Source organism: Mesorhizobium sp. M0659, from assembly GCF_040320605.1.
In the GTDB taxonomy this organism is placed as follows: Bacteria; Pseudomonadota; Alphaproteobacteria; order Rhizobiales; family Rhizobiaceae; genus Mesorhizobium.
The window spans coordinates 309,377-332,218 of sequence record NZ_JAMYPY010000004.1 but is presented as its reverse complement, the minus strand read 5'-3'; the positions used below and the strand labels follow the sequence as shown (position 1 = coordinate 332,218).

Here is a 22,842-nt window from a genome sequence, read left to right as displayed (position 1 = left end):
CGCGGCAAACGGAGCGCGCCGGGTTAGAGTATTCGGTCGTCGCGCTTTAAATTTTCTTGTTTTGATGCATGTCGTTGTCCCAAAACCGCTGCGCAGTTTTCGGCGACATGCATCGGTTGCCGGCCAACGTCCGCTTTATCCCCAGAAAGCCCGCTTAACCGGCGCGAACCGGTGGCCCGGACTTGCGTTTGCTGGCTTTTTCCTGTCAGTTTGCATAGATTCTGAGCCTGTTCAGACCTTTCGCGGGGCGCCGCCCACTGGTGACCCGTCCATTCATTCAAGCGAGCCTGTTTCGTCATGCGTGTTATCCTGGAACGGTCCAATCTCCTGAAGTCGCTCAACCACGTTCATCGCGTGGTCGAGCGGCGCAATACCATACCGATCCTGTCGAACGTGCTGCTCAGCGCCGAGGGCGCCAGCCTTGAAATGAAAGCCACCGACCTCGACCTCGAAGTGACCGAAGCGACGCCGGCAAAGGTCGAGCGCGGCGGGGCGACGACGGTTCCGGCGCACCTGCTCTACGACATCGTGCGCAAGCTGGCCGACGGCGCCGAAGTGATGCTGAAGACCGACGAGGACGGCAACGCCATGACGGTAACGTCGGGCCGCTCGAGCTTTCGCCTGCAATGCCTGCCGCAGTCCGATTTCCCGGAGCTTTCGGCGGGATCCTTCTCACACATCTTCCGGCTCGATTCCGTCGCCCTGAGAGGCCTTATCGAAAAGACCCAGTTCGCCATCTCCACCGAAGAGACGCGCTACTATCTCAACGGCATCTACCTGCACACGCATGAAACTGGCGGCAAGCTGAAGCTGCGTTCGGTGGCGACCGACGGCCACCGCCTGGCGCGCGCCGAGATCGACGCTCCGGCCGGGTCCGAAGGCATGCCGGGCATCATCATTCCGCGCAAGACGGTCAGCGAGTTGCAGAAGCTGGTCGACGATCCCGATGTCGCGGTGACCACCGAATTGTCCGACACCAAGATCCGCTTCACCATCGGCAGCGTGATTCTGACCTCGAAGCTGATCGACGGCACTTTCCCGGACTACCAGCGCGTCATTCCGACCGGCAACGACAAGAAGCTGATCATCGACCGCCAGAGCTTCGCCGCCGCCGTCGATCGCGTCTCGACCATCTCCTCCGAACGCGGCCGCGCGGTGAAGCTTTCGATCACCGAAGGCCAGGTGACGCTTGCCGTCAACAATCCGGATTCGGGCAGCGCCACCGAGGAGCTGGCGGCCGACTATTCGTCCGACCCGATCGAGATTGGCTTCAACGCCAAATATCTGCTCGACGTCGCTGCTCAACTCACCGGCACGGAAGCCAAGTTCATGCTGGCCGATGCCGGCTCGCCGACGCTGATCCACGACATGGCCGATGAGACCGCGCTCTACGTGCTGATGCCGATGCGGGTGTAGCCGCACTGCGGCACACTGCAGCATAGTGATTGCGGCGACTTCTATAGGCGGATAGCGGTTGCCGGAACAAAATCACATAAGTAAGCTCACACTTACGAATTTCCGCAATTATGCGGCGTTGTCGATCGGCTTTTCACCCGGCGCGGTGGTGTTTTCCGGCGACAATGGCGCCGGCAAGACCAATCTCCTGGAAGCCATCTCGCTGCTGACGCCTGGCCGCGGCCTGCGCCGTGCGCCCTATGTCGACGTGGCCCGCGAAGGCGGCGATGGCGGCTTTGCGCTGCACGCAAGGCTCGACGGGCCGGAGGGGCAGGTCGAGATCGGCACCGGCATCACCGGGGGTGAAGCGGCCGGCGAGGGCGGTCGCAAGGTGCGCATCAATGGCGCGCCGGCACGGTCGGCCGACGCCATGCTGGAATGGCTGCGCGTGGTCTGGCTGACGCCGGCCATGGACGGCCTGTTCCCCGGACCTGCCGCCGACCGGCGGCGCTTTCTCGACCGGCTGGTTTTGGCTGTCGATCCTGGCCACGGCCAGCGTGCGCTCGATTACGAGAAGGCGATGCGCGGACGTAACCGCTTGCTTACGGAAGGCTCGCGCGACGGCGCCTGGTTCGACGCCATCGAGATGCAGATGGCCGAAACCGGCGTGGCGATCGCGGCTGCGCGCGCCGAACTGGTACGCCTGCTTACCGCCATGATCGACAGGCTGCCTTCCAGCGGGCCGTTTCCGCAGGCCGACATCAGCCTCTCCGGCGACCTTGAAAGCGACGTCGCCACAGCACCCGCCGTGGACGTCGAGGAACGCTATCGCGCCGCCCTTGCCGACGGCCGCGAGCGCGACCGCGCCGCCGGACGCACGTTCGATGGCCCGCACCGTTCGGATCTGCTGGTGCGCCACCGCCCCAAGGCGATGCCGGCCGAACTCTGCTCGACCGGAGAGCAGAAGGCGCTGCTGGTCGGCATCGTGTTGTCGCACGCAAGGCTGACCGGCGAGATGTCGGGGATGACGCCGATCCTGTTGCTCGACGAGATTGCCGCGCATCTCGATGCCGGCCGGCGCGCCGCGCTGTTCTCGATCCTGGAAGAGCTGAGCTGCCAGGCCTTCATGACCGGAACCGACGCCGCGCTGTTTTCCAGCCTGAGGGGACGCGCGCAGTTCCTCACCGTCGACCACGGCACGGTTGGGCCAACCGAAGAGACCTGACAAGGTTTTTGCTCCGCTATATGGTCGGGCAATGACCCCTGCCGCCCTCACCGACGAAGAACTCGAACGCTATGCCCGCCACATCGTGCTGCCCGAGATCGGCGGCGCCGGCCAGCAGAGGCTGAAGCGGGCGCGGGTACTGGTGATCGGCGCCGGCGGCCTCGGCGCGCCGGTGCTGGAATATCTCGCTGCCGCCGGCGTCGGCACGCTTGGAATCGTCGACGACGATATTGTCTCGCTGTCCAATCTGCAGCGGCAAGTGATCCACGCCACCGATACGGTCGGCACGGCGAAGACCGAGAGCGCCAAAGCAGCGATCGCCCGGATCAATCCCCATGTCGCGGTGGAATTGCACGATTTCAGGCTGACGGCCGACAATGCTGCCGTTCTCGTCGCGCGCTACGACGTGGTCGTCGACGGCTCCGACAATTTCGAGACGCGCTATGTGGTGGCGGATGCCTGCGCGGCGGAAAAGCGGCCGCTCGTGCATGCCGCCGTCGGCCGCTTCGACGGCTCAGTGACGGTGTTGATGCCGTTCGGCACCGGCGCCGACGGCAAGCCGAACCCTGGATATCGCGACCTCTTTCCCGAAGCGCCGCCAGAGGGGCTGGTGCCGTCCTGCGCCGTGGCCGGGGTCGTCGGTGCGCTGACCGGCGTCGTCGGCACGCTGCAGGCGATGGAAGCCATCAAGCTGATCACCGGCATCGGCGAACCACTGGTCGGCCGGCTGCTGCTCTACGATGCGCTGTCGGCGCGCTTCGACACGATCCGCTACAAGAGAAACTGAGCTTATGGATCAGTCCACCAGCGTTCTTGTTACGCAGCTCGCCTCCGATTTCGAGCGCTGGGACGAACTGCTCAGCCTGATCATGCGCGCCTTTGCACCGATGGACGGCGTCATCGACCCGCCCTCCTCGGCACATCTGCTGAACGCCGGAAACCTCAGGGACAAGGCTGGCCGCGAGACCGTGTTGCTGGCCCTGCAGGATGACAGGATCGCCGGCTGCGTTTTCGCGCTGGAGAGAGCCGATGATTTCTACATCGGCAAGCTCGCCGTCGAACCTGAGCTTCAAGGGCAAGGCATCGGCAGGCGGCTGATGCAGGCTGTCGAATTTCTCGCCCGCAGCCGGAACAAACCGGCCATCGAACTGCAGACGCGAATCGAACTGACCGTAAATCATGCAACCTTTGCCGGTCTCGGCTTTCGCGAGACTGAACGCACCGCGCATGACGGCTATGACCGGCCGACCTCGATCACCTTGCGCAAGGAGTTGGCGTGAGCCTTGCACTCAGCTCACAGGAGCAGACAGTCGCCTCCGGCCATGACGGGGCGGCGATGGCGATGCGCATCGTTGCCGAAAGCGCTGCGCTGCTCGGCGCGCCGCGACTGATCCCGATCGCCTCGACGCATATAGACGGCGCGCTCTATCACGGCGATTCCGGCACACTGTTTGCCGAAAGGCTGGTCGATAGCGGCGCCAGGGTCGCGGTGCGCTCGACGCTCAATGTCGGCGCGCTCGACCTGATGGGCTGCTCGCGCGTGCGCCTCGAAGAGCCGGCGCGCGGCATGGCGCGACGAATGATGGAGGCCTACCGCAAACTGGGCTGCGAGCAGAGCTGGACCTGCGCGCCCTATCAGGCCGGCCACAGGCCGGCGCTTGGCAGCGATGTCGCCTGGGGTGAATCCAACGCGGTGGTGTTCTGCAATTCGGTGCTGGGGGCACGCACCAACCGCTATGGCGACTTCCTCGACATCGCCTGCGCCATATCGGGGCGCGCGCCGGATTACGGCCTGCATCGCCCCGAGAACCGGCAGGCACGGCTGGTGTTCGATGTGTCCGGCCTCTCCGCCTCGTTCCTTGGATCCGAGATCGCCTGGCCGGTGCTGGGCAACCTCTACGGCCGTGAGGTCGGCAATGCGGTCGGCGTCGTCACCGGCATATCCAGCCATCCCGGTGAGGATGCGCTGAAGGCCTTCGGCGCGGCGGCGGCATCGTCGGGCGCCGTCGGCCTGTTCCATATCGCTGGGGTAACGCCAGAAGCGCCCGACGCCGAGACCATCCTGGTGGGCGGCAGGCCGGAAACGATGATCCGCGTAACGCCGGAGATGGCCATGAAGGCCCGCGCCGGCCTGTCCACCGCAGCCACGCAGACCGCCATCGATGCGGTGGCGATCGGCAGTCCGCATCTGTCGTCGGCCGAATTCGAAGCGCTGGAGCGGTTGATCGGCGGGCGCCGGCTTAGCGTGCCGATCTACGCCTGCACCGGCCGCCACGTGCTCACGACGCTCGAACAGAGTGGGCGCCGCAAAGCCCTCGAGGCGAGCGGTGTGGTCATTGTCGCCGACACGTGCGTGGTGGTGACGCCGATCCTGCCGGATCTGGCCGGCGGCGTGCTGATGACCAATTCGGGAAAGTTCGCGCAATACGCGCCGGGCAATACCGGTTACGCCGTGCTTTACGGCTCGCTGGCCGACTGCGTGGAAAGCGCGGTTGCCGGTAAGCCCAGGTTTACGGATATCGCCGCATGAATGCTGCAGCCGACATACTGGTGCGGGGCAGCGGAGGCGAAGGGCTGGCCTTGGTGCTGACCGCGCCGATCAGCTTCTGGGGTGGCGTCGATCCGAAGAGTGGCCGCATCGCCGATGTCCGCCACCCCCAGTATGGCGAAACCATTTCCGGTCGCGTGCTGTTCCTGCCCGGCACGATCGGCTCGTCCTCAGCGTCCGCCGTGCTGATGGAACTCGTCCACAATGGCCATGCGCCGACGGCACTCGTGCTGCACGAGCCGGACGCGATCCTGCTGCTTGGCTTGATTGTGGCCAGGGAAATGGGCTGGCGGACGCCGGTAGCGCTCAGGCTCAGGCGCGACGCTTTTGAGGCCTATCGCGGCAAGCGTGTGAGTGTCGCGGCGGATGGCGCCCTCACAACCGCATCCTGAACGCGGCCCGCTTCAAGTCCGTAGCGGCAGCACGCGGTCCGGCGGCCGGTGGCCGTCGAAGAAGGCGCGGATGTTGATGATCACCTTCTCGCCCATGTCGATGCGGCCCTCGATCGTCGCCGAACCCATATGCGGCAAAAGCACGACCTTGTTCTTGGCGGCAAGCTTCAGCAGTTTCGAGTTCAGCGCCGGTTCGTGCTCGTAGACGTCGAGGCCGGCGCCGGCGATCTTGCCGTCCTGGATCAGCTTGACCAGCGCTTCCTCGTCGATGATGTCGCCGCGCGCGGTGTTGACCACATAGGCGGTGGGCTGAAGCAGAGCCAGGCGCCGCGCCGAAAGCAGATGAAAGGTCGCCGGCGTCGACGGGCAGTTGATCGAGATGATGTCCATGCGGGCAAGCATCTGGTCGAGGCTTTCCCAATAGGTCGCCTCCAGCCCTTCCTCGACTGCCGGCAGCACGCGATGGCGGTTATGGTAGTGGATCGACAGGCCGAAAGCCTTTGCGCGCCTCGCAACCGCAGTGCCGATGCGGCCCATGCCGACGATACCGAGGCGCTTGCCCCAGATGCGCCGGCCGAGCATCCAGGTCGGCGACCAACCGGCCCATTTCTTGTCGCTGGTGAGCACATTGGCGCCTTCGGCCAGCCGCCGCGGGCCGGCCAGCATCAGCGCCATGGTCATGTCGGCCGTATCTTCGGTCAGCACGTTCGGCGTGTTGGTGACGGTAATGCCTTTCTTGGCCGCCGCAGCGACATCGATCTTGTCGACGCCATTGCCGAAATTGGCGATCAGCTTGAGATTGTCGCCGGCCTGGGCAATCAGCGCCGCATCGATCTGGTCGGTGATGGTCGGCACCAGCACATCGGCTTCCTTGATCGCCGCGACCAGCTCCGGCTGCGTCATCGGCCTGTCCTCGACATTCAGCCTGGCGTCGAAGAGTTCGCGCATGCGGGTCTCGACCGGATCGGGCAGCTTGCGCGTGATGACGACGAGAGGCCGTTTTTTGCCTGCCATTGTTTCCTCGAACCCGATCTCGTTGAGACCTCTTTAACCAAGACAGGCGAAACTGAATACCGGTCGCGGTGCCTGCCACTCCTGTAACAAGCGGTGCCGCCGAAGACAAAGAAAAAGGGGCGCCCGGACCAAAGGGCACGCGCCGAAAGGAATGAAAGTGTCTGGTTTCGCGTCGCTTCGCCTGATCCTCAGCGCAGCGCTTCTCGGCGCTCTCCTGCATTTCCCGCAAGCCGCGGCGCAAGGTGCCGCCGCACCTGTGCAGACGGTCACGCTCGGGCCGAGCGGCCTGCCGCTGCCGCGTTTCGTCAGCCTGAAATCGGCTCGCGTCAACTCGCGCGTTGGGCCCGGCGCCAACTATTCCGTCGACTGGATGTACACAAAGGCCGGCCTGCCGATGGAGATCATCCAGGAATTCGATACCTGGCGGCGCGTGCGCGATGCCGATGGCTCGGAGGGTTGGATCAACCAGTCGCTGCTGTCGGGCCGCCGGACCGCGATCGTCGCCCCCTGGCAGCGCACCAAGGGGGGCCGAATCAATCTGCTCGACGATGCCGACAAGGACGCCAGCGTCATCGCCATCATCGAGCCGGGCGTTACGGGCACGATCAAAACCTGCGATGGCCAGTGGTGCGAAATGACCTTCGACGGCCACACCGGCTGGATCGCCCAGTCGCAGGTGTGGGGCGCCTATCCCGGCGAGCACGTCAAGAATTGAGATTGCTGGAGGCCTAACGGCCGATACGGCCGAGATGGGTGTCCTGAAAACCGGTCGACAGTTTGAGACCGTAGCCGAGCGCGCGGTCGACGGCGATGTGGATGATCCAGATCAGACCAATCGCGGTCGCCGTCGAATTGGCCAGAACATATCCGGCGAGCGCCAGCAACAGCGGGACGATCAATATGTGCAAGGCATTGTAAGCGACAGCGCCGATCCGTGCCCCGGCGAGATAGCCCAGCATCGACAGGTCTGGCGCCAGGATAAGCAGGGCGAACAGCCCCCAGGAAACGCCTGACGCGGCATAGGCGACTATAGCCACGACCGCGACCGCAACCCATTCGAGCCGGATTGCAAAATCGACAGGTTTCACGGGTTGGGGCTTAAACGCTGCGTTTCGGGCGCAGCCTCACCACGATGTCGACATTGGCGATCTCCATGCCTGCGGGTGGCTCCGGCAGGTTGGAGACGGTCACCGGACCGCTTTCTATATCGAAGATCCTGTTTTCGCCTTCGATGTAAAAATGATGGTGATCGGAGGTGTTGGTGTCGAAATAGGTCTTGGACCCCTCGACCGCCAGGATGCGCAGCAGGCCGGCCTGGGTGAACTGGTGAAGCGCGTTGTAGACGGTGGCGAGCGAGACCGGCACGCCGGCGGCGACCGCCTCTTCATGCAGTTCCTCGGCCGAAAGGTGGCGGTCGCCCTTGGCAAACAGCAGATCGGCCAGCGCAATGCGTTGGCGTGTCGGCCTAAGGCCGGCTTCGCGAACCCGCTTGTCCACAGCGACATTTTCCTTCCGGCAGCCCAGATCCATCTATCCGTCCAAGCCCACAGTTCTGCCTCAAGACACGCCCAGAGTGACGAAAAAACGTCATCAACCGAAACTGGATACCTCCCGACATATATTCTGTTGGCGGAATACGATCAATAGAGCGACGTGCGTCCAGTTGGACGCACTAAGTGCGCTCTATCGCTTTTTTGGCGTCGCATCGTGCTTTCCGGAATCGAAATCGATTTCGGGCCGATGCGAGAGCGCGCATTGACCCGGGCAGACGGGCGGGTTAAGCGCAAACGCCGGTTTCCGGCCCGAAAGGGATTGTGTTAGGAAACCAACGACAAGGGCGCCCCACCGCCCGGGACATTATGGGGACGAGACATATGGCGGGTTCGAAATCCAGCTACGGTTATGAGGAATTGCTTGCCTGCGCCCGCGGCGAGCTGTTCGGGCCCGGCAACGCCCAGCTACCCTACCCGCCCATGCTGATGTTCGACCGCATCACCGAGATCAGCGAGACCGGCGGCGCCCACGACAAGGGCTTCATCCGCGCCGAATTCGACATCAAGCCGGACCTGTGGTTCTTCGCCTGCCATTTCATCGGCAATCCGATCATGCCTGGGTGCCTGGGCCTCGATGCCATGTGGCAATTGACGGGGTTCTACCTCGGCTGGCTCGGCGAGCCGGGCAAGGGCATGGCGCTGTCGACCGGCGAGGTCAAGTTCAAGGGCATGGTGACGCCTTCGGTCAAGAAGGTGGAATACGGCATCGATTTCAAGCGCGTCATGCGTGGACGCCTGGTGCTCGGTATCGCCGATGGCTGGCTTAAGGCCGACGGCGAACCCATATACGCTGCGACAGACCTCAAGGTGGGGCTGTCCAAGCAATCGGCCGCCTGACCGGCGCCACTGCAGCAGGGCGTTCCCGGACGCGCAACGACGCTGCGGCATTTTGATTTTGCGTATGATCGCCGGCCAAAACCGGCTACGGTTTCGGGATCATCCGCTGGAAGGAGTTGCGAATGAGAAGGGTCGTCGTCACAGGCCTCGGCATCGTATCGTCGATCGGCAACAACGCCAACGAGGTGCAATCCTCGCTCCACGATGCCAAATCGGGCATTAGCTTCTCCGATTCCTTCGCCGAACACGGCTTCCGCTGCCAGGTCTGGGGCGCGCCGACGCTCGACCCGACCCCTATGATCGACCGGCGTGCCATGCGCTTCCTGAGCCAGGGCGCGGCCTGGAACCATGTCGCGATGGACCAGGCGATCGCCGACGCCGGGCTTGGCGAAAGCGACATCACCAATGAGCGCACCGGCATCGTCATGGGCTCGGGCGGCCCCTCGACCCGCACCATCGTCGAGGCGGCCGAGACCACGCTCAAGAACAACAGCCCCAAGCGCATCGGTCCGTTCGCGGTGCCGAAGGCGATGTCGTCGACCGCGTCGGCGACGCTCGCCACCTGGTTCAAGATCCACGGCGTCAACTATTCGATCTCGTCGGCCTGCTCGACCTCGGCGCATTGCATCGGCAACGCCTACGAACTGATCCAGTGGGGCAAGCAGGATGTGATGTTTGCCGGCGGCCATGAGGACCTCGACTGGACGATGTCGGACCTGTTCGATGCCATGGGGGCGATGTCGTCGAAGTATAACGACAAGGCGTCAACAGCTTCCCGCGCGTATGACGCCAATCGCGATGGCTTCGTCATCGCGGGCGGCGCGGGCGTCCTCATCCTGGAGGAGCTCGAACACGCCAAGGCGCGCGGCGCCAAGATCTACGCTGAGATCGTCGGCTATGGCGCGACGTCGGACGGTTACGACATGGTGGCGCCGTCGGGCGAAGGCGCGGTGCGCTGCATGCGCCAGGCTCTGGCGACGGTGTCCGCGCCGGTCGACTACATCAACACCCACGGCACCTCGACGCCGGTCGGCGATTCCCGGGAAATGGGCGCCATCCGAGAGGTGTTCGGCGACACGATGCCGTTCATCACCTCGACCAAGTCGCTGACCGGCCATTCCCTTGGTGCCGCCGGCGTACAGGAATCGATCTACTCGATCCTGATGATGCAAGGCGGCTTCATCGGCGAGAGCGCCCATATCGAAAACCTCGATCCCGAATTCGAGGGCATGCCGATCGTGCGCAAGCGCATCGACGACGCCAGGATCGACACGGTTTTGTCCAACTCGTTCGGCTTCGGTGGCACCAACGCAACGCTGATTTTCCAGCGCTATTCCGCATAAGGCCAGCGTTTTATTGTAGGGGGATTGCCGGCCATGGACGGACTGATGAAGGGCAAGCGCGGGCTTGTCATGGGCGTCGCCAACGATCATTCGATCGCCTGGGGCATCGCCAGGAAATTGTCCGAACACGGGGCGGAGCTTGCCTTCACCTATCAGGGCGACGCCTTCGGGCGCCGCGTCAAGCCGCTTGCCGAGAAACTTGGGGCGTCACTGGTGGTGCCGTGCGACGTCGAGGACAGCGCATCGGTCGCCGCCACCTTCGAGACGCTCGGCAAGGAATGGGGCGGGCTCGACTTCGTCGTCCACGCCATCGGCTTTTCCGACAAGAACGAGCTCAAAGGGCTCTACGCCGACACCAGCCGCGACAATTTCGTCCGCACCATGGTCATCTCCTGCTACTCCTTCACCGAGGTCGCCCGCCATGCCGCCCCGCTGATGAGCGAAGGCGGCGCGATGATCACGCTGACCTATGCCGGCTCTGTCCGCGTCATGCCGAACTACAACGTCATGGGCGTCGCCAAGGCCGGGCTGGAAGCCAGCGTGCGCTATCTCGCCAACGATTATGGCCCGCGCGGCATCCGGGTGAACGGCATATCGGCGGGACCGGTGCGTACTTTGGCCGGCGCCGGAATCTCGGACGCCCGCCACATGTACTCCTACCAGCAGCGCAACTCGCCGCTGCGCCGCACGGTGACCATCGACGAGGTCGGCGGCTCGGCGCTCTATCTTTTGTCCGACCTCTCGTCAGGCGTCACCGGCGAAATCCATTATGTGGATTCCGGCTATCACATCGTGTCGATGCCAACCCTGGATGAGTTGAAGCAGACCGACAGCGTACGCGATTAACTCACCAGTAAAATTAGATGCATCGGCGGAAACTCATTTTAAGGAGATATCCGCTAGAAGTCTTATGGGCTTGGGCTCTGCGCGTTCTTGCTGGGCGCAAAGGATACTTTAGCCTTTATGAATTTGCGCTTGATATTTCCGAAAGTCGAGTTGATTTCGGGATCATGCGACAGGGACTGAGCAATGCCTGCTGTCACCAACCCGAAGCGAACACCTGTGTTCCGGCTGCTCACCGTCGCCAGTTCGGGCCTTGGCAGTTTCATCCTTGGGCTTTGGGGCCTCCGGCATGGTTTCGGGGACGGCTTTGCCGGCATGCAGGCGGAAACCATGATCGGCATCGCGTCGGCGCTATGCGCGCTGGCCGCCGCCGGTGCTGCCTTGTCCTTCTTCGCCGGCGTCGATGAATCGGTGGACTACGTTTTCAACGAAACCCATTTTGACAAGCTGACCGGGCTTTTTGCGCGGCCGGCGATGGTCGGCAGGATTGCCGACGCGGCGTCCGCGACGATCAGGACCGGTGAGCCGGTGTTCCTCATCGACATCGACATCGACCGCTTCAAGCAGATCAACGACGCCATCGGCTACAGCCATGGCGACGAACTGATCCGCGGCTTCACCAAGCGGTTGAAGGCCTGCATGCCCGAAGGCGCGGTGATGGGGCGCATCGGCGCCGGCGAGTTCGCTATCCTTGTCTGGGAACACCAACTCCAAAGGTCCATGGAAAGCACCGTCGAAACCATGATCGAGGAGATGCTGAAGCCGTACCAGCTCGATTCCCACCTGCAGTCGGTCGGCCTGTCGGTCGGCATCGTGGCGATGCCAAAGGATGGCGTCGATCCGGTCCTCATCCTGCGCCGCTCCAACCTGGCGCTGCAGAATGCCCGCGCCGGCGGCGTGGGCAACTGGTCGGTCTTCCATTCCGACATGGGCCAGGTCGCCGACTACCGCCACTGGATCGAATCCGAACTGCACATCGCCTTCGTCCGTGGCGATTTCGACCTTCACTACCAGCCGCAGCTCGACCTGCCGACCGGCCGTATCGTCGGCTACGAGGCGCTGATCCGCTGGAAGCACCCGGAACGCGGCATGATCCCGCCGATGGAATTCATTCCGATCGCCGAAGAGACCGGCATGATCCACCCGATCGGCAATTGGGTGCTGAACAAGGCCTGCAGCGATGCCCGTCATTTGCCCGAGGACTGCTTCGTTGCCGTCAACATCTCGCCGGTCCAGTTCATGACCAAGGATTTCGTCGGCATCGTGCGCGATACGATGGCCAGCACCGGCATCAAGCCGTCGCGGCTGGAGCTCGAAGTGACCGAGACGGCGATGATGCAGGACCGCGACCGCGCTGCCACCATCCTGCAGCAGCTTGCCGACATGGGCATTTCGGTGGCCGTCGACGATTTCGGCACCGGCTATTCCAATCTCAGCTACCTGATCGACTTCGCCTTCGGCAAGCTGAAGATCGACCGCTCCTTCGTCAGCCGCATCGACACCGATTCGAATTCGGGCGCCGTCGTCTCTACCATCGTCGGCCTGTCGCGGGCGCTCGGCGTCGGCATCATCGCCGAAGGCGTCGAGACCGAGAACCAGGCGACGCTTTTGCGAGCAGCTGGTTGCGAGATGGTGCAGGGCTATCTGTTCGGCAGGCCGGCGCCGCTCAAGATCAAGCCTGGCGATATCAGACCGACCATTCCCGTCCACGAGCCGGCGCGCATCGTCAGCATGCATTGAGGCGACCGGCACCGTCCTATCGGCGCGCGGAGAAAACCTTGAACATGCCGTCGCGGGCGAGCTCGGCATGGCTGGAGAAGACGGCCTTCAGAACCGGTTCGTAAGGCAGCTGACGGTTCGCCACCATGAACAGCCGCCCGCCCGGCTTCAGCGCCTTGCCCGCCGCCTGGATCATGCCGGCGCCGATTTCCGGCTCGGCCGCCCGGCTGCGATGGAAGGGCGGGTTCATGACGATGGCATCATAGCGCCGCTCGACCGGCTCCCTCAGCAGATCGGTCCAAAAGAAGCCGGGCTCGAAGCCTGTCTGGCCGATATTGCCCTTGGCCGCCTCAAGCGCGTCGAAATCCGCTTCGTAAAGGTCGAGCCCCGTTATACCGGATGAACGTGCCGCGACCTCGGCGGCGACATAACCCCAGCCGGCGCAGAAATCAGCAATGTTGCCGCGCAGGTCTTTGGGCAGGTTGTCGACCAGAAGTTTCGAGCCGGCGTCGATCCGGTCGAAGGAGAACATGCCCGGCGCAGTGCGGAAGCGGTCCTCTACGACCAAGGCAGGATTGGCGACGCGCAGTTTTTCCGCAGGCGCCAGATCGACCGGACGGCGAAGCCAGAAGGCGATGCCGTGATATTTCGGCAGATGCCCTTCGATGGGGACAAGCTCGTCGATGCGCTTGCGCAGGCTGGCGATGCCTTCGTCCTTACCGCCGGCGACAATGATCAGACCGCCCGGCGTGACGCGTTCGATCGCCTCGGCAATACGCATCTCGTTTAGCCCACGATGGCGGCCGGCAAGCACGAGCGCTGCATCGAATGCATCGCCTTCCGAGCGGGGCGTTACCTTGTGACCGGCACGCTCCAGCGCTCGGAGATGCGGCCGGAAACCCTGTGCAAGATGGAGCTCTGCCTCGAAGCCTTCCGGCAAGCGGAAGCCGGGCTCCGCACCCAGGAACAACACACGCTCGCCCTTTTGCGGCAGAGGGAGCCCCTCGGCCTCGAAGGGATGGAACAGTGTCTTCAGCGGCTCAGCGGCCATTCTTCGATTCTCATGTCGTAGACGGGTATTAAACGAAAACGGGCGCGACATAAGCCGCGCCCGTTCAACTCTATTGTCAGACCACTCAGGCGGCGTTTTCTTCGCCTTCGGCCTTCTTGTCGCGGGCGATTTCCTTGCCGGTGGCCTGGTCGACGACCTTCATCGACAGGCGGACCTTGCCGCGCTCGTCGAAGCCCATCAGCTTGACCCAGACCTTGTCGCCTTCCTTGACGACGTCCGAGGTCTTGGCGACCCGGTCGTTGGCAAGCTGCGAGATGTGGACGAGGCCGTCACGCGGACCGAAGAAGTTGACGAAAGCGCCGAAGTCGGCGGTCTTGACGACCGTGCCTTCGTAGATTTCGCCGACTTCCGGCTCGGCGACGATGGTATGGATCCACTTCTTGGCCGCCTCGATCTCCTTGGCGTTCGACGAAGCGATCTTGACCGTGCCGTCGTCCTCGATGTTGATCTTTGCGCCGGTCTTCTCGACGATCTCACGGATAACCTTGCCGCCGGAGCCGATCACGTCGCGGATCTTGTCGGTCGGGATGTGCATAACCTCGATGCGCGGTGCGAACTCACCGAGTTCGGGGCGGGCGCCGGTCAGAGCATGCGCCATCTCGCTGAGGATATGCTGGCGGCCGTCCTTGGCCTGGTCCAGCGCGATCTTCATGATCTCCTCGGTGATGCCCTCGATCTTGATGTCCATCTGCAGCGAGGTGATGCCGCCTTCGGTACCGGCAACCTTGAAGTCCATGTCGCCGAGGTGATCTTCGTCACCCAGGATGTCGGACAGAACCGCGAAGCGCTCGCCTTCCTTGATCAGGCCCATCGCGATACCAGCAACCGGCTTGGCCAGCGGAACGCCGGCATCCATCAGCGCCAGCGATGTGCCGCAGACGGTGGCCATCGACGACGAACCGTTGGACTCGGTGATCTCCGAGACGACGCGCAGCGTGTAGGGGAACTGGTCCGCGCTCGGCAGCATCGGACGGATGGCGCGCCAGGCGAGCTTGCCGTGGCCGATTTCGCGGCGGCCCGGCGAACCCATGCGGCCGGTCTCGCCGACGGAGTAGGGAGGGAAGTTGTAGTGAAGGAGGAACTTCTCCTTGTACATACCGGTCAGCGAATCGACATACTGCTCGTCCTCGCCGGTGCCCAGCGTGGCAACGACCAGCGCCTGGGTCTCGCCGCGGGTGAACAGCGCCGAACCGTGCGTGCGCGGCAGGACGCCGACTTCCGAGACGATCTTGCGGACAGTCTTGAGGTCACGGCCATCGATGCGCGAACCGGTGTCGAGGATGTTCCAGCGCACGACCTTGGCCTGGAGTTCCTTGAACACCGAACCGATCTGCTCGGAGGTGTACTTGGCGTCTTCGCCTTCAGCCGGGGCAAACGCAGCCTTGACCTTCGCCTTGACGGCGTCGACGGCAGCGTAGCGCTTCTGCTTGTCGACGTTCTTGTAGGCATTGCTGAGCTCGTCGCCGACGATCTTCAGCATTTCGGCTCCAAGCGCGGAGTAGTCCGGCGCCGTGAAATCGCGCGGCTCCTTGGCGGCAACTTCGGCCAGCTTGATAATGGCGTCGATCACCGGCTGGAAGCCCCTGTGGCCGAACATGACGGCGCCGAGCATCAGCTCTTCGCCGAGTTCCTTGGCTTCGGACTCGACCATCAGCACGGCGTCGGCGGTGCCGGCGACAATGAGGTCGAGCCTGGATTCCTGCATCTCATCGACATGCGGGTTGAGCACGTATTCGCCGTTGATGTAGCCGACTCGGGCGCCGCCGATCGGGCCCATGAAGGGAACGCCCGACAGCGTCAAAGCGGCCGAGGTGGCGACGATCGACACGATATCGGGATCGTTCTCGAGGTCATGCTGGACGACGGTGACGACGATCTGGGTGTCGTTCTTGTAGCCGTCGGCGAAGAGCGGGCGGATCGGGCGGTCGATCAGGCGGGAAACCAGCGTTTCCTTTTCGCTCGGACGTCCCTCGCGCTTGAAGTAGCCGCCGGGGATCTTGCCGGCGGCGTAGGTCTTTTCCTGGTAGTTGACGGTCAGCGGGAAGAAATCGAGGCCTGGCTTCGGCTCCTTCATCGAAACGACGGTGGCGAGAACCTTGGTTTCGCCGTAGGTCGCAAGCACCGCGCCGTCAGCCTGACGTGCGATCTTGCCGGTTTCCAGGATGAGCGGACGGCCGCCCCATTCGATTTCCACTTTGTGGTAGTTGAACATATCTTGTCCTTAATAAGCGGAAAGGGCCGCGCCGTTTCACGGTGCGCGGATGCCCTTTCCCTGGCTTCCTTTCTCGGGCAGCCACGGGCAAGACAACGGGAAGCTCGGGTAGATTTCGGCACTGGTTAGCGCACGAGCGTCCTGCAATCCTGCCCCATGACCGTCCATGGGCGGTTTCGAGTGGCCTCTGCGCGCTCGAAACCGGGTCTAGCCAATCGATGCGACTGGCAGAATGCGCGACCGGCGGGCTCTCCTTCGAAAGCCCGCCGGTCAATTCGTCAACGGCGCAGACCGAGCTTCTCGATCAACGTCTGATAGCGCGCGTCATCCTTGCGCTTGAGATAATCAAGCAGGCTGCGGCGCTGGGAGACGAGAGCGAGCAGACCACGGCGGGAATGGTTATCCTTCTTGTGGTCCTTGAAGTGGTCGGTCAGGTTCTTGATGCGCTCGGAAAGGATGGCCACCTGGACTTCCGGAGACCCGGTATCGCCCTTGGCGGTTGCGAATTCACCCATCAATTCCTGTTTGCGCTCGGCAGTAATCGACATCGTGTTTTTCCTTATCTGTTTGAGGAAACGGGTCGCCCTCAGCCGGGATGTCGTCCAGCAGGGGCCGGTGCAAGCAAAGCGACATGGCGCGATGCTGCGGCGCATATAGGGCAATTCCCCGGAAAACACCAGCCCATTCATAAAGCCGGCTTGTCGCAGCCCTTTGCTCGGGAATCCAGGATTCCCCTGACACCGAAACCTTACAGCCACTTCTTGCTTTTGAAGAAGACGATCAGCCCGACAGCAACGGCCAGCATGAACAGCAGCGAAGCCGGGTAGCCATAGTAGGCTTTCAGTTCCGGCATGTTCCACGGCGAGCTCTCGGGATCGAAATTCATCCCCCAGATACCGACCAGGAAGGTTAGCGGCATGAAAATCACCGAGACGATGGTGAGATAAGAGATCACATCGTTGGTGCGTGCCTGGCTCAGCGACAAATGCATTTCGATCAAGCCGGTCAGCATATCACGCTGGTTCTCGACCAGCTCGATCAGCCGCAATGCGTGGTCGAGCGTGTCGTTGAAGAAGATTTTCGTCTCCGGCTTCACATAGGGCACGTCGTTGCGGATCAGCGTCGCCAGCGCGTCGCGCATCGGCCACAGCACGCCCTTGAGCACATTGGCGTCGCGCCGCAATTCGTGCAGCTGGCGCATCTGATGCTTGTGAGGCGTGTTGAGCATCTCGTCCTCGATGCCATCGACCTCCTCGCTAGCGGCCTCAATCGGCGGGAAATAGCTGTCGACGATGGAGTCGATGAGCGCATAGGCCAGATAGTCGGCGCCGCGCATCCGCAAGCGGTTGGGCAACGCTGCCGCGATGCGCTTGCGTACGGGGTCGAACGGATCGCCTTCGCGCTCCTGGAAGGTGACGACGAATTTCTTGCCGAAGAACACCGCGATCTGCTCATAGCGATGCACCTTGACGTCGTCGATCATGCGCATGACGACGAAGGCGTGGTCCTCGAAGAAGTCGACCTTCGGCCGCTGGCCGGTGTTGACGACATCTTCCAGAGCCAGTGGATGCAGGTTGAAGATCCGGCCGATCTCCTCGATCAGCTGGATGTTGGCGAGACCGGTGCAGTCCAACCAGACGACCGGCCAGTTGTCGCAATGGGTGTTGAGATCGTCGATACTGGCATCGTTGATGGTCTTGAATTTTTCAGGCGAAATCAGCGTCAGCCGCAGCTCGGACCGTCGCGCCGCCGGATCGGCGATCAGCGTGCCAGGCGAGGCGCCAACCGGCGGCCGGCGCGTTGTCACCGGCGCCCGCTTCTTCACCGCCTCAGCCTTTGCCATGTGCCCCTCGGATGTGACGTCGACGTAAGACTAGACGAGAGTGGTCAGCCGGCAAAGACCCGCTTCGGCTTGAACATGCCCTGCTCGATGGCGCCGATGGCGACAAGCTTGCCGCGCGCGGTGGCGCAGGCTTCCTCGGCTTCCACGGGCGCGTCGCGGCCGCGGATGATGACGGGATTGCCAAGGCGGATCTTGGTCGCCGCTTCGTCGCTGATGGCGATCTGGGGCAGGCAGTCGAGCGCGGCGGCCGTGTCGACAAGCAGCGCATCGATGGCGCCAAAGTCGATCGGCGCATCGGCAACATCGGCGTCGCCCTCTCCGTCAGCTTCGCGCTGTTCGCCGAAACGGGCGACTTCCAGTTCGGCGAGGGTGACGAAATCCTCCTGGGTGAACGGCTCGACCTCGACCCGGCGCAATTCGGCGATATGACCGAAGCAGCCGAGGTCGCGGCCCATGTCGCGGGCCAGCGAGCGCACATAGGTGCCCTTGCCGCATTCGACCTCGAACAAAGTGTGGTCGGCAGCGTGCTCGACGATGTCCAGACGGCCGATCTCGATCTCGCGCGCGGGGATGTCGACCGCCTCGCCCCCACGGGCGAGATCGTAGGCGCGTTCGCCTGATATCTTGATGGCCGAGAATTGCGGCGGTGTCTGCATGATGACGCCGGTGTAGTTCGGCAGCAGCGCCCTGACGTCGTTTTCCGCCGGACGGCGGCCGGAACTTTGCGTCACCGGGCCTTCGAGATCGTCGGTCGAACGCTCCTCGCCCCAAGCGACGGTGAACCGGTAGATCTTGGCGCCGTCCTGTACATAAGGCACGGTCTTGGTTGCCTCGCCGAGCGCGATCGGCAGCATGCCAGAGGCCAGCGGGTCGAGTGTGCCGGCATGGCCGGCCTTTTCGGCCTGGAAAAGCCATTTGATCTTGGAGACGGCTTCGGTCGAACCCATGCCAACCGGCTTGTCCAGCACCACCCAGCCGGAGATCGGCCGGCCCTTCTTCTTGCCGCGGCGCCCCACTATTTCTCGTCCTTGTCGTTGTCTTCGCCATCGGCACCCAAGTCTCGCGCGACTTCGGGCGATTTCAGCAAATCGTTGATCCTGGCGAAATTGTCGAAGGACGTATCGAGCTTGAAGCGGAACTCCGGCATGAACTTCATCTGGCGGAGCGCGCCGGAGACGCGGCCACGGACGAACTTCGCATGCTTGTTGAGCGCGTCGATGACCGCACCCGTGTCCTTGGCGCCGAGCGGCGAAACGAAGGCCGTTGCGACCCTCAGATCAGTCGACATGCGCACTTCCGAGACCGAAACCACGGTGTTCTCGATCAGCGGGTCGATAATCTCGCCGCGCTGCAAGGTTTCCGACAGCGCATGGCGCACCTGTTCGGCGACGCGAAGCATGCGCTGGGATGGGCTGGAGGCGGTTGGACGGGGCATTTTTCTCAATCCGGAAAGCGTGAGGCGCGGGATGGGACCGTGCCGCATGTCTCATACTTGTTTCTATGCATGTCGTTTATCCCGCACTTTTGGGCGACAGGCATTAAAGTTAGGGCGGCGGTCTTTCGACCACCGCCCGGTCGTATCGACAGTATACGAACTCAGAGCGTCCGGGTCACCATCTCGACGCGGAAGCACTCGATGATGTCGCCAACGCGCATGTCCTCGTAGTTCTGGAAGGCCATGCCGCACTCCTGGCCGCCCGGAACTTCCGCGACTTCGTCCTTGAAGCGCTTGAGGGTCTTCAGCGTGCCTTCATGGATGACGACGTTGTCGCGGATCAGGCGCACGCCCGCTCCACGCTCGACCTTGCCTTCGGTGACACGGCAGCCGGCGATCTTGCCGACCTTGGTGATGTCGAAGATCTCGAGGATCTCGGCATTGCCGATGAAGGTCTCGCGGCGTTCCGGCGACAGCAAGCCGGAAAGTGCTGCCTTCACATCGTCGACGAGGTTGTAGATGATCGAGTAGTAGCGGATTTCGATGCCCGCGGCCGCCGCGGCCGCACGTGCCTGCACGTTGGCACGGACGTTGAAGCCGATGATCGCGGCCCCCGAGGTCTCCGCCAGCGACACGTCGCTTTCGGTGATGGCGCCGGCGCCGGCATGAACGATGCGCGCACGCACCTCGTCGGTGCCAAGCTTGTCGAGAGCGGCGTTGATCGCCTCGATCGAACCCTGCACGTCGCCCTTGATGACCAGCGGGAATTCCTTCAACCCGCTCGTCTGCAGCTGCGACATCATCTGTTCGAGCGAGCCGCGCTGGCCGGCATGGCGAGCCACTGCCTTCTCGCGCGCCAGACGCTGGCGATATTCGGTGATCTCGCGGGCGCGGGCCTCGTTGTTGACGACAGCGAAGCGGTCGCCGGCTTGCGGCGTGCCCTGCAGGCCAAGCACCTCGACCGGCATTGCCGGCGGCGCCTCCTTGATCTGCTCGCCACGGTCGTTGACCAGCGCGCGCACCCGGCCCCATTCGTTGCCGGCGACGAGGATGTCGCCCGGCATCAAAGTGCCGGTCTGCACCAGTACGGTGGCGACGGGGCCACGGCCCTTGTCGAGCTGGGCTTCGATGACCACGCCCTCGGCGGTACGGTCCGGATTGGCCTTGAGGTCGAGGATTTCGGCCTGCAGCAGGATCGCCTCGAGCAGCTTGTCGAGGTTGGTGCCCTTGGTCGCCGACACTTCGACGTCCAGCACTTCACCGCCCATCGATTCGACGAACACCTCATGGCGCAGCAGTTCCGACCGCACCTTCTGCGGATCGGCATCATGCTTGTCGATCTTGTTGATCGCCACGATGATCGGAACGCCGGCCGCCTTGGCATGGCTGATCGATTCGATGGTCTGCGGCATGACGCTGTCGTCGGCCGCCACCACCAGGATAGCGATGTCGGTCGCCTGAGCGCCGCGGGCGCGCATCGCCGTGAAGGCGGCGTGACCGGGCGTGTCGATGAAGGTGATCTTCTGACCGTTCTTCTCGACCTGGTAGGCGCCGATATGCTGGGTGATGCCGCCGGCTTCGCCGGAGACGACATTGGCATTGCGGATGGCGTCGAGCAGCGAGGTCTTGCCGTGGTCGACATGGCCCATGATGGTCACGACAGGCGGCCGCGACACCAGGTCCTCGGCATTGTCGGCAATGTTGAACAGGCCTTCCTCGATGTCGGACTCGGCGACGCGGCGGACCGTGTGGCCGAATTCGGTGGCGACCAGCTCGGCCGTGTCGGCGTCGATGATGTCGCCCGGCTTCAGGATCTGGCCCTGCTTCATGAAGTACTTGACCACATCGACAGCGCGCTCGGACATGCGCTGCGCCAGTTCCTGGATGGTGATGGTTTCAGGCAGGATCACTTCGCGCATAACCTTCTCGCGCGGCTCATTATGCATCGCGCGCTTGAATTTTTCCTGGCGGCGACGCATCGACGACAGCGAGCGGGCGCGCGCGTCCTCGTCGGAAAGCGCCGTGTTGAGGGTCAGCTTGCCGCGACGACGGTCTTCCTCGGCCTTGGTCGGCTTGGCCGGGCGCGCCACTTCGGGCGTAACCGGACGGCGTACCGGGGCGCCGGCGGCGGTGCGCTTCGGCTTGACCTCTTCCTCGTCGTCCGATGCCACAAGCTCGGCAGCCTGCGGCGCGCGGCGGCGCGCTTCTTCCTCGGCGCGGCGGCGGGACTCGGCCTCGGTCTGCAGGCGGGCTTCTTCCTCGGCCTGACGGCGCGCGGATTCCTCGCGCTCGCGCTTGCGGCGTTCCTCATCCTCGTTGCGGCGCTTGGCCTCTTCGATGGCGCGTTGGCGGTCCTCGACGTCGCGAACCTTGGAGCCTTCGAGCGCCCTGCGGCGCGCTTCCATTTCATTGCGCGACAGTTCGTTCAGCACCATGCCGCCGCGTTCGGCCGGCGGCGGCGGAGGCGGCGCCTTAGGCGCTTCCTGCACGACGGGGGCTGCCACTACCGCGGGCTTGGGCGTAAATACGGGTGCAGCCACCGGCTCCGGCTTGTCGCCGGGCATGGAGAATTTGCGCTTCTTGATCTCGACCTGGACCTGCTTGGTGCGGCCATGCGAGAAATTCTGTCGCACGACGCTCTGCTCTGTACCGGGGCGCTTCAGCGTCAAGGTCTTCTTCGGTGTAACACTCAACGTCTTATCGTCGCCCGATTTCGTATCGCTCATTCCATATCCTCTGCAGCATCATCTTCGTCAGCAACGGCCGCAAGCATTGCCAGATCGTCGGGGGTTCCGCCCCGATATCGGTCGAGCGCAACCATGCGCCTCTCAACCGCCTTGCCCGCGTCTCCCGCGAGAACGGCAGCATGTATCACATTTGTACCCCCCAATGCCAAGCTCAACTCGGCCTCGGAGAAAAGTTTGTAGGCAAGGACTGCCGGCCCGCCGAGGTGGACAGTTGCCCGCCGCGCCTGACTGATCTTGCGCACGCCATCGTCGGATGCCTCGGTCGCGTGGAGCACGAAAAGCGCCGACCCCGAGCGCACCGCGCTCTCGACCTTGGTTGCGCCGAGTGCGATCGAGCCAGCCTTGCGGGCAAGGCCAAGCATACCCAAAGCGGATCGTGCAAGCAGTCCGTCGACCATGCCGCCGAGATCGGGCGGCACGACGACCTGCGCCTTGAAGGCGCGGGCAAACAGGTTCTTCGCCGCCGCCTTGTCGATATGTAGGCGGTCGGCGCTCACCCAACAACCACGGCCGGGCAGATTTCTCTTCAGGTCAGGAACGACGGCCGAATCCGGGCCGACGACGAAACGGATCAGCTCATCCGGCTCGGCTTGCTTGCGCGTGACGATGCAGGTGCGATCGTTCATCTCGTCCTGGGGCGGGTTGTGTGCGATGCGGTTTCACC

General features: G+C 63.4%; 23 protein-coding genes. 11 read left to right on the top strand and 12 right to left on the bottom strand.

Going from position 1 to position 22,842, the window contains the following annotated elements:
- Nucleotides 1-23 precede the first annotated feature (23 nt).
- Complete coding sequence (locus tag NKI31_RS09215) at nt 24-299, bottom strand: hypothetical protein (protein WP_155922476.1); 276 nt, start codon at nt 297-299, stop codon at nt 24-26.
- On the opposite strand from NKI31_RS09215, the gene dnaN reads away from it, so the two are divergent.
- From dnaN to NKI31_RS09185, 6 genes are read left to right on the top strand one after another with little or no spacing between them, the layout of a single operon-like run.
- On the top strand, nt 298-1,416 hold the full coding sequence (gene dnaN / locus NKI31_RS09210; protein ID WP_352651297.1) for a DNA polymerase III subunit beta: 1,119 nt from the start codon (nt 298-300) through the stop codon (nt 1,414-1,416). The genes NKI31_RS09215 and dnaN overlap by 2 nt on opposite strands.
- Before the next feature lie 58 nt (nt 1,417-1,474).
- On the top strand, nt 1,475-2,620 hold the full coding sequence (recF, locus tag NKI31_RS09205) for a DNA replication/repair protein RecF (protein ID WP_352651295.1): 1,146 nt from the start codon (nt 1,475-1,477) through the stop codon (nt 2,618-2,620).
- A gap of 31 nt (nt 2,621-2,651) precedes the next feature.
- The gene (locus tag NKI31_RS09200; RefSeq protein WP_352651293.1) at nt 2,652-3,407 is read left to right on the top strand and encodes a molybdopterin-synthase adenylyltransferase MoeB; all 756 of its coding nucleotides are present in this window, start codon (nt 2,652-2,654) and stop codon (nt 3,405-3,407) included.
- A gap of 4 nt (nt 3,408-3,411) precedes the next feature.
- Nucleotides 3,412-3,900, top strand: coding sequence for a GNAT family N-acetyltransferase (locus NKI31_RS09195; RefSeq protein WP_023699472.1), 489 nt, complete (start codon nt 3,412-3,414; stop codon nt 3,898-3,900).
- Nucleotides 3,897-5,150 carry an aconitase X gene (locus NKI31_RS09190; RefSeq protein ID WP_352651291.1) on the top strand — a complete coding sequence of 418 codons (1,254 nt, stop codon included), beginning with the start codon at nt 3,897-3,899 and terminating at the stop codon, nt 5,148-5,150. The genes NKI31_RS09195 and NKI31_RS09190 overlap by 4 nt, the downstream gene beginning before the upstream one ends.
- Entirely contained in the window at nt 5,147-5,560 is a 414-nt protein-coding gene (locus NKI31_RS09185) for an aconitase X swivel domain-containing protein (RefSeq protein WP_352651289.1), read from the top strand. The genes NKI31_RS09190 and NKI31_RS09185 overlap by 4 nt, the downstream gene beginning before the upstream one ends.
- A gap of 12 nt (nt 5,561-5,572) precedes the next feature.
- Here NKI31_RS09185 and NKI31_RS09180 read toward each other — a convergent pair whose 3' ends face one another.
- Entirely contained in the window at nt 5,573-6,574 is a 1,002-nt protein-coding gene (locus tag NKI31_RS09180) for a 2-hydroxyacid dehydrogenase (protein ID WP_023703476.1), read from the bottom strand.
- 157 nt (nt 6,575-6,731) lie between these two features.
- Here NKI31_RS09180 and NKI31_RS09175 point away from each other — a divergent pair, with 157 nt between their 5' ends.
- Nucleotides 6,732-7,289: an SH3 domain-containing protein gene (locus tag NKI31_RS09175; RefSeq protein ID WP_023703477.1), complete on the top strand. Its 558-nt coding sequence runs from the start codon at nt 6,732-6,734 to the stop codon at nt 7,287-7,289.
- Nucleotides 7,290-7,302: 13 nt separating this feature from the next.
- Here the strand turns inward: NKI31_RS09175 and NKI31_RS09170 are convergent, their stop codons facing one another.
- Nucleotides 7,303-7,662: a DUF4260 domain-containing protein gene (locus tag NKI31_RS09170; protein ID WP_352651287.1), complete on the bottom strand. Its 360-nt coding sequence runs from the start codon at nt 7,660-7,662 to the stop codon at nt 7,303-7,305.
- A 10-nt stretch (nt 7,663-7,672) separates the two neighbouring features.
- On the bottom strand, nt 7,673-8,104 hold the full coding sequence (gene irrA / locus NKI31_RS09165; RefSeq protein ID WP_023688734.1) for an iron response transcriptional regulator IrrA: 432 nt from the start codon (nt 8,102-8,104) through the stop codon (nt 7,673-7,675).
- 344 nt (nt 8,105-8,448) lie between these two features.
- Here irrA and fabA point away from each other — a divergent pair, with 344 nt between their 5' ends.
- The 4 genes from fabA to NKI31_RS09145 all read left to right on the top strand — a co-directional run bounded on the left by fabA (nt 8,449) and on the right by NKI31_RS09145 (nt 12,890).
- On the top strand, nt 8,449-8,964 hold the full coding sequence (gene fabA, locus NKI31_RS09160; RefSeq protein WP_023669566.1) for a 3-hydroxyacyl-[acyl-carrier-protein] dehydratase FabA: 516 nt from the start codon (nt 8,449-8,451) through the stop codon (nt 8,962-8,964).
- A 122-nt stretch (nt 8,965-9,086) separates the two neighbouring features.
- Nucleotides 9,087-10,307: a beta-ketoacyl-ACP synthase I gene (gene fabB / locus NKI31_RS09155; RefSeq protein ID WP_023669565.1), complete on the top strand. Its 1,221-nt coding sequence runs from the start codon at nt 9,087-9,089 to the stop codon at nt 10,305-10,307.
- 33 nt (nt 10,308-10,340) lie between these two features.
- On the top strand, nt 10,341-11,153 hold the full coding sequence (gene fabI / locus NKI31_RS09150) for an enoyl-ACP reductase FabI (protein ID WP_023669564.1): 813 nt from the start codon (nt 10,341-10,343) through the stop codon (nt 11,151-11,153).
- Between the two features lie 183 nt (nt 11,154-11,336).
- Entirely contained in the window at nt 11,337-12,890 is a 1,554-nt protein-coding gene (locus tag NKI31_RS09145; RefSeq protein ID WP_352651284.1) for a putative bifunctional diguanylate cyclase/phosphodiesterase, read from the top strand.
- Nucleotides 12,891-12,906: 16 nt separating this feature from the next.
- Here NKI31_RS09145 and NKI31_RS09140 read toward each other — a convergent pair whose 3' ends face one another.
- From NKI31_RS09140 to NKI31_RS09105, 8 genes are all read right to left on the bottom strand, one after another.
- Entirely contained in the window at nt 12,907-13,920 is a 1,014-nt protein-coding gene (locus tag NKI31_RS09140) for a class I SAM-dependent methyltransferase (protein WP_023669562.1), read from the bottom strand.
- A gap of 85 nt (nt 13,921-14,005) precedes the next feature.
- Nucleotides 14,006-16,153, bottom strand: a complete 2,148-nt coding sequence (gene pnp / locus NKI31_RS09135) for a polyribonucleotide nucleotidyltransferase (protein WP_023669561.1) — start codon at nt 16,151-16,153, stop codon at nt 14,006-14,008.
- Nucleotides 16,154-16,431: 278 nt separating this feature from the next.
- Nucleotides 16,432-16,806 (bottom strand): 30S ribosomal protein S15, encoded by a 375-nt coding sequence (gene rpsO / locus NKI31_RS09130; RefSeq protein ID WP_280790898.1) that lies wholly within the window; start codon nt 16,804-16,806, stop codon nt 16,432-16,434.
- Nucleotides 16,807-16,901: 95 nt separating this feature from the next.
- Nucleotides 16,902-17,996 (bottom strand): magnesium/cobalt transporter CorA, encoded by a 1,095-nt coding sequence (gene corA, locus NKI31_RS09125; protein ID WP_023682006.1) that lies wholly within the window; start codon nt 17,994-17,996, stop codon nt 16,902-16,904.
- Nucleotides 17,997-18,040: 44 nt separating this feature from the next.
- The gene (truB, locus tag NKI31_RS09120) at nt 18,041-19,012 is read right to left on the bottom strand and encodes a tRNA pseudouridine(55) synthase TruB (protein WP_352651281.1); all 972 of its coding nucleotides are present in this window, start codon (nt 19,010-19,012) and stop codon (nt 18,041-18,043) included.
- Complete coding sequence (gene rbfA, locus NKI31_RS09115) at nt 19,012-19,431, bottom strand: 30S ribosome-binding factor RbfA (RefSeq protein ID WP_023669558.1); 420 nt, start codon at nt 19,429-19,431, stop codon at nt 19,012-19,014. Before rbfA ends, truB begins: the two co-directional genes overlap by 1 nt.
- 161 nt (nt 19,432-19,592) lie before the next feature.
- Nucleotides 19,593-22,157 (bottom strand): translation initiation factor IF-2, encoded by a 2,565-nt coding sequence (gene infB / locus NKI31_RS09110; protein WP_023669557.1) that lies wholly within the window; start codon nt 22,155-22,157, stop codon nt 19,593-19,595.
- Nucleotides 22,154-22,804 (bottom strand): RNA-binding protein, encoded by a 651-nt coding sequence (locus NKI31_RS09105; RefSeq protein WP_023726862.1) that lies wholly within the window; start codon nt 22,802-22,804, stop codon nt 22,154-22,156. The genes infB and NKI31_RS09105 overlap by 4 nt, the downstream gene beginning before the upstream one ends.
- Between the last annotated feature and the right edge of the window lie 38 nt (nt 22,805-22,842).

Excerpts from the sequence above, each read along its gene's own strand:
- dnaN (WP_352651297.1), top strand. The coding sequence starts at position 298 with ATGCGTGTTATCCTGGAACGGTCCAATCTCCTGAAGTCGCTCAACCAC.
- NKI31_RS09215 (WP_155922476.1), bottom strand. The coding sequence starts at position 299 with ATGACGAAACAGGCTCGCTTGAATGAATGGACGGGTCACCAGTGGGCG.
- NKI31_RS09200 (WP_352651293.1), top strand. The coding sequence starts at position 2,652 with ATGACCCCTGCCGCCCTCACCGACGAAGAACTCGAACGCTATGCCCGC.
- NKI31_RS09195 (WP_023699472.1), top strand. The coding sequence starts at position 3,412 with ATGGATCAGTCCACCAGCGTTCTTGTTACGCAGCTCGCCTCCGATTTC.
- NKI31_RS09185 (WP_352651289.1), top strand. The coding sequence starts at position 5,147 with ATGAATGCTGCAGCCGACATACTGGTGCGGGGCAGCGGAGGCGAAGGG.
- NKI31_RS09180 (WP_023703476.1), bottom strand. The coding sequence starts at position 6,574 with ATGGCAGGCAAAAAACGGCCTCTCGTCGTCATCACGCGCAAGCTGCCC.
- irrA (WP_023688734.1), bottom strand. The coding sequence starts at position 8,104 with ATGGATCTGGGCTGCCGGAAGGAAAATGTCGCTGTGGACAAGCGGGTT.
- fabA (WP_023669566.1), top strand. The coding sequence starts at position 8,449 with ATGGCGGGTTCGAAATCCAGCTACGGTTATGAGGAATTGCTTGCCTGC.
- fabB (WP_023669565.1), top strand. The coding sequence starts at position 9,087 with ATGAGAAGGGTCGTCGTCACAGGCCTCGGCATCGTATCGTCGATCGGC.
- fabI (WP_023669564.1), top strand. The coding sequence starts at position 10,341 with ATGGACGGACTGATGAAGGGCAAGCGCGGGCTTGTCATGGGCGTCGCC.
- NKI31_RS09145 (WP_352651284.1), top strand. The coding sequence starts at position 11,337 with ATGCCTGCTGTCACCAACCCGAAGCGAACACCTGTGTTCCGGCTGCTC.
- NKI31_RS09140 (WP_023669562.1), bottom strand. The coding sequence starts at position 13,920 with ATGGCCGCTGAGCCGCTGAAGACACTGTTCCATCCCTTCGAGGCCGAG.
- pnp (WP_023669561.1), bottom strand. The coding sequence starts at position 16,153 with ATGTTCAACTACCACAAAGTGGAAATCGAATGGGGCGGCCGTCCGCTC.
- rpsO (WP_280790898.1), bottom strand. The coding sequence starts at position 16,806 with ATGCGCCGCAGCATCGCGCCATGTCGCTTTGCTTGCACCGGCCCCTGC.
- corA (WP_023682006.1), bottom strand. The coding sequence starts at position 17,996 with ATGGCAAAGGCTGAGGCGGTGAAGAAGCGGGCGCCGGTGACAACGCGC.
- rbfA (WP_023669558.1), bottom strand. The coding sequence starts at position 19,431 with ATGCCCCGTCCAACCGCCTCCAGCCCATCCCAGCGCATGCTTCGCGTC.
- infB (WP_023669557.1), bottom strand. The coding sequence starts at position 22,157 with ATGAGCGATACGAAATCGGGCGACGATAAGACGTTGAGTGTTACACCG.
- NKI31_RS09105 (WP_023726862.1), bottom strand. The coding sequence starts at position 22,804 with ATGAACGATCGCACCTGCATCGTCACGCGCAAGCAAGCCGAGCCGGAT.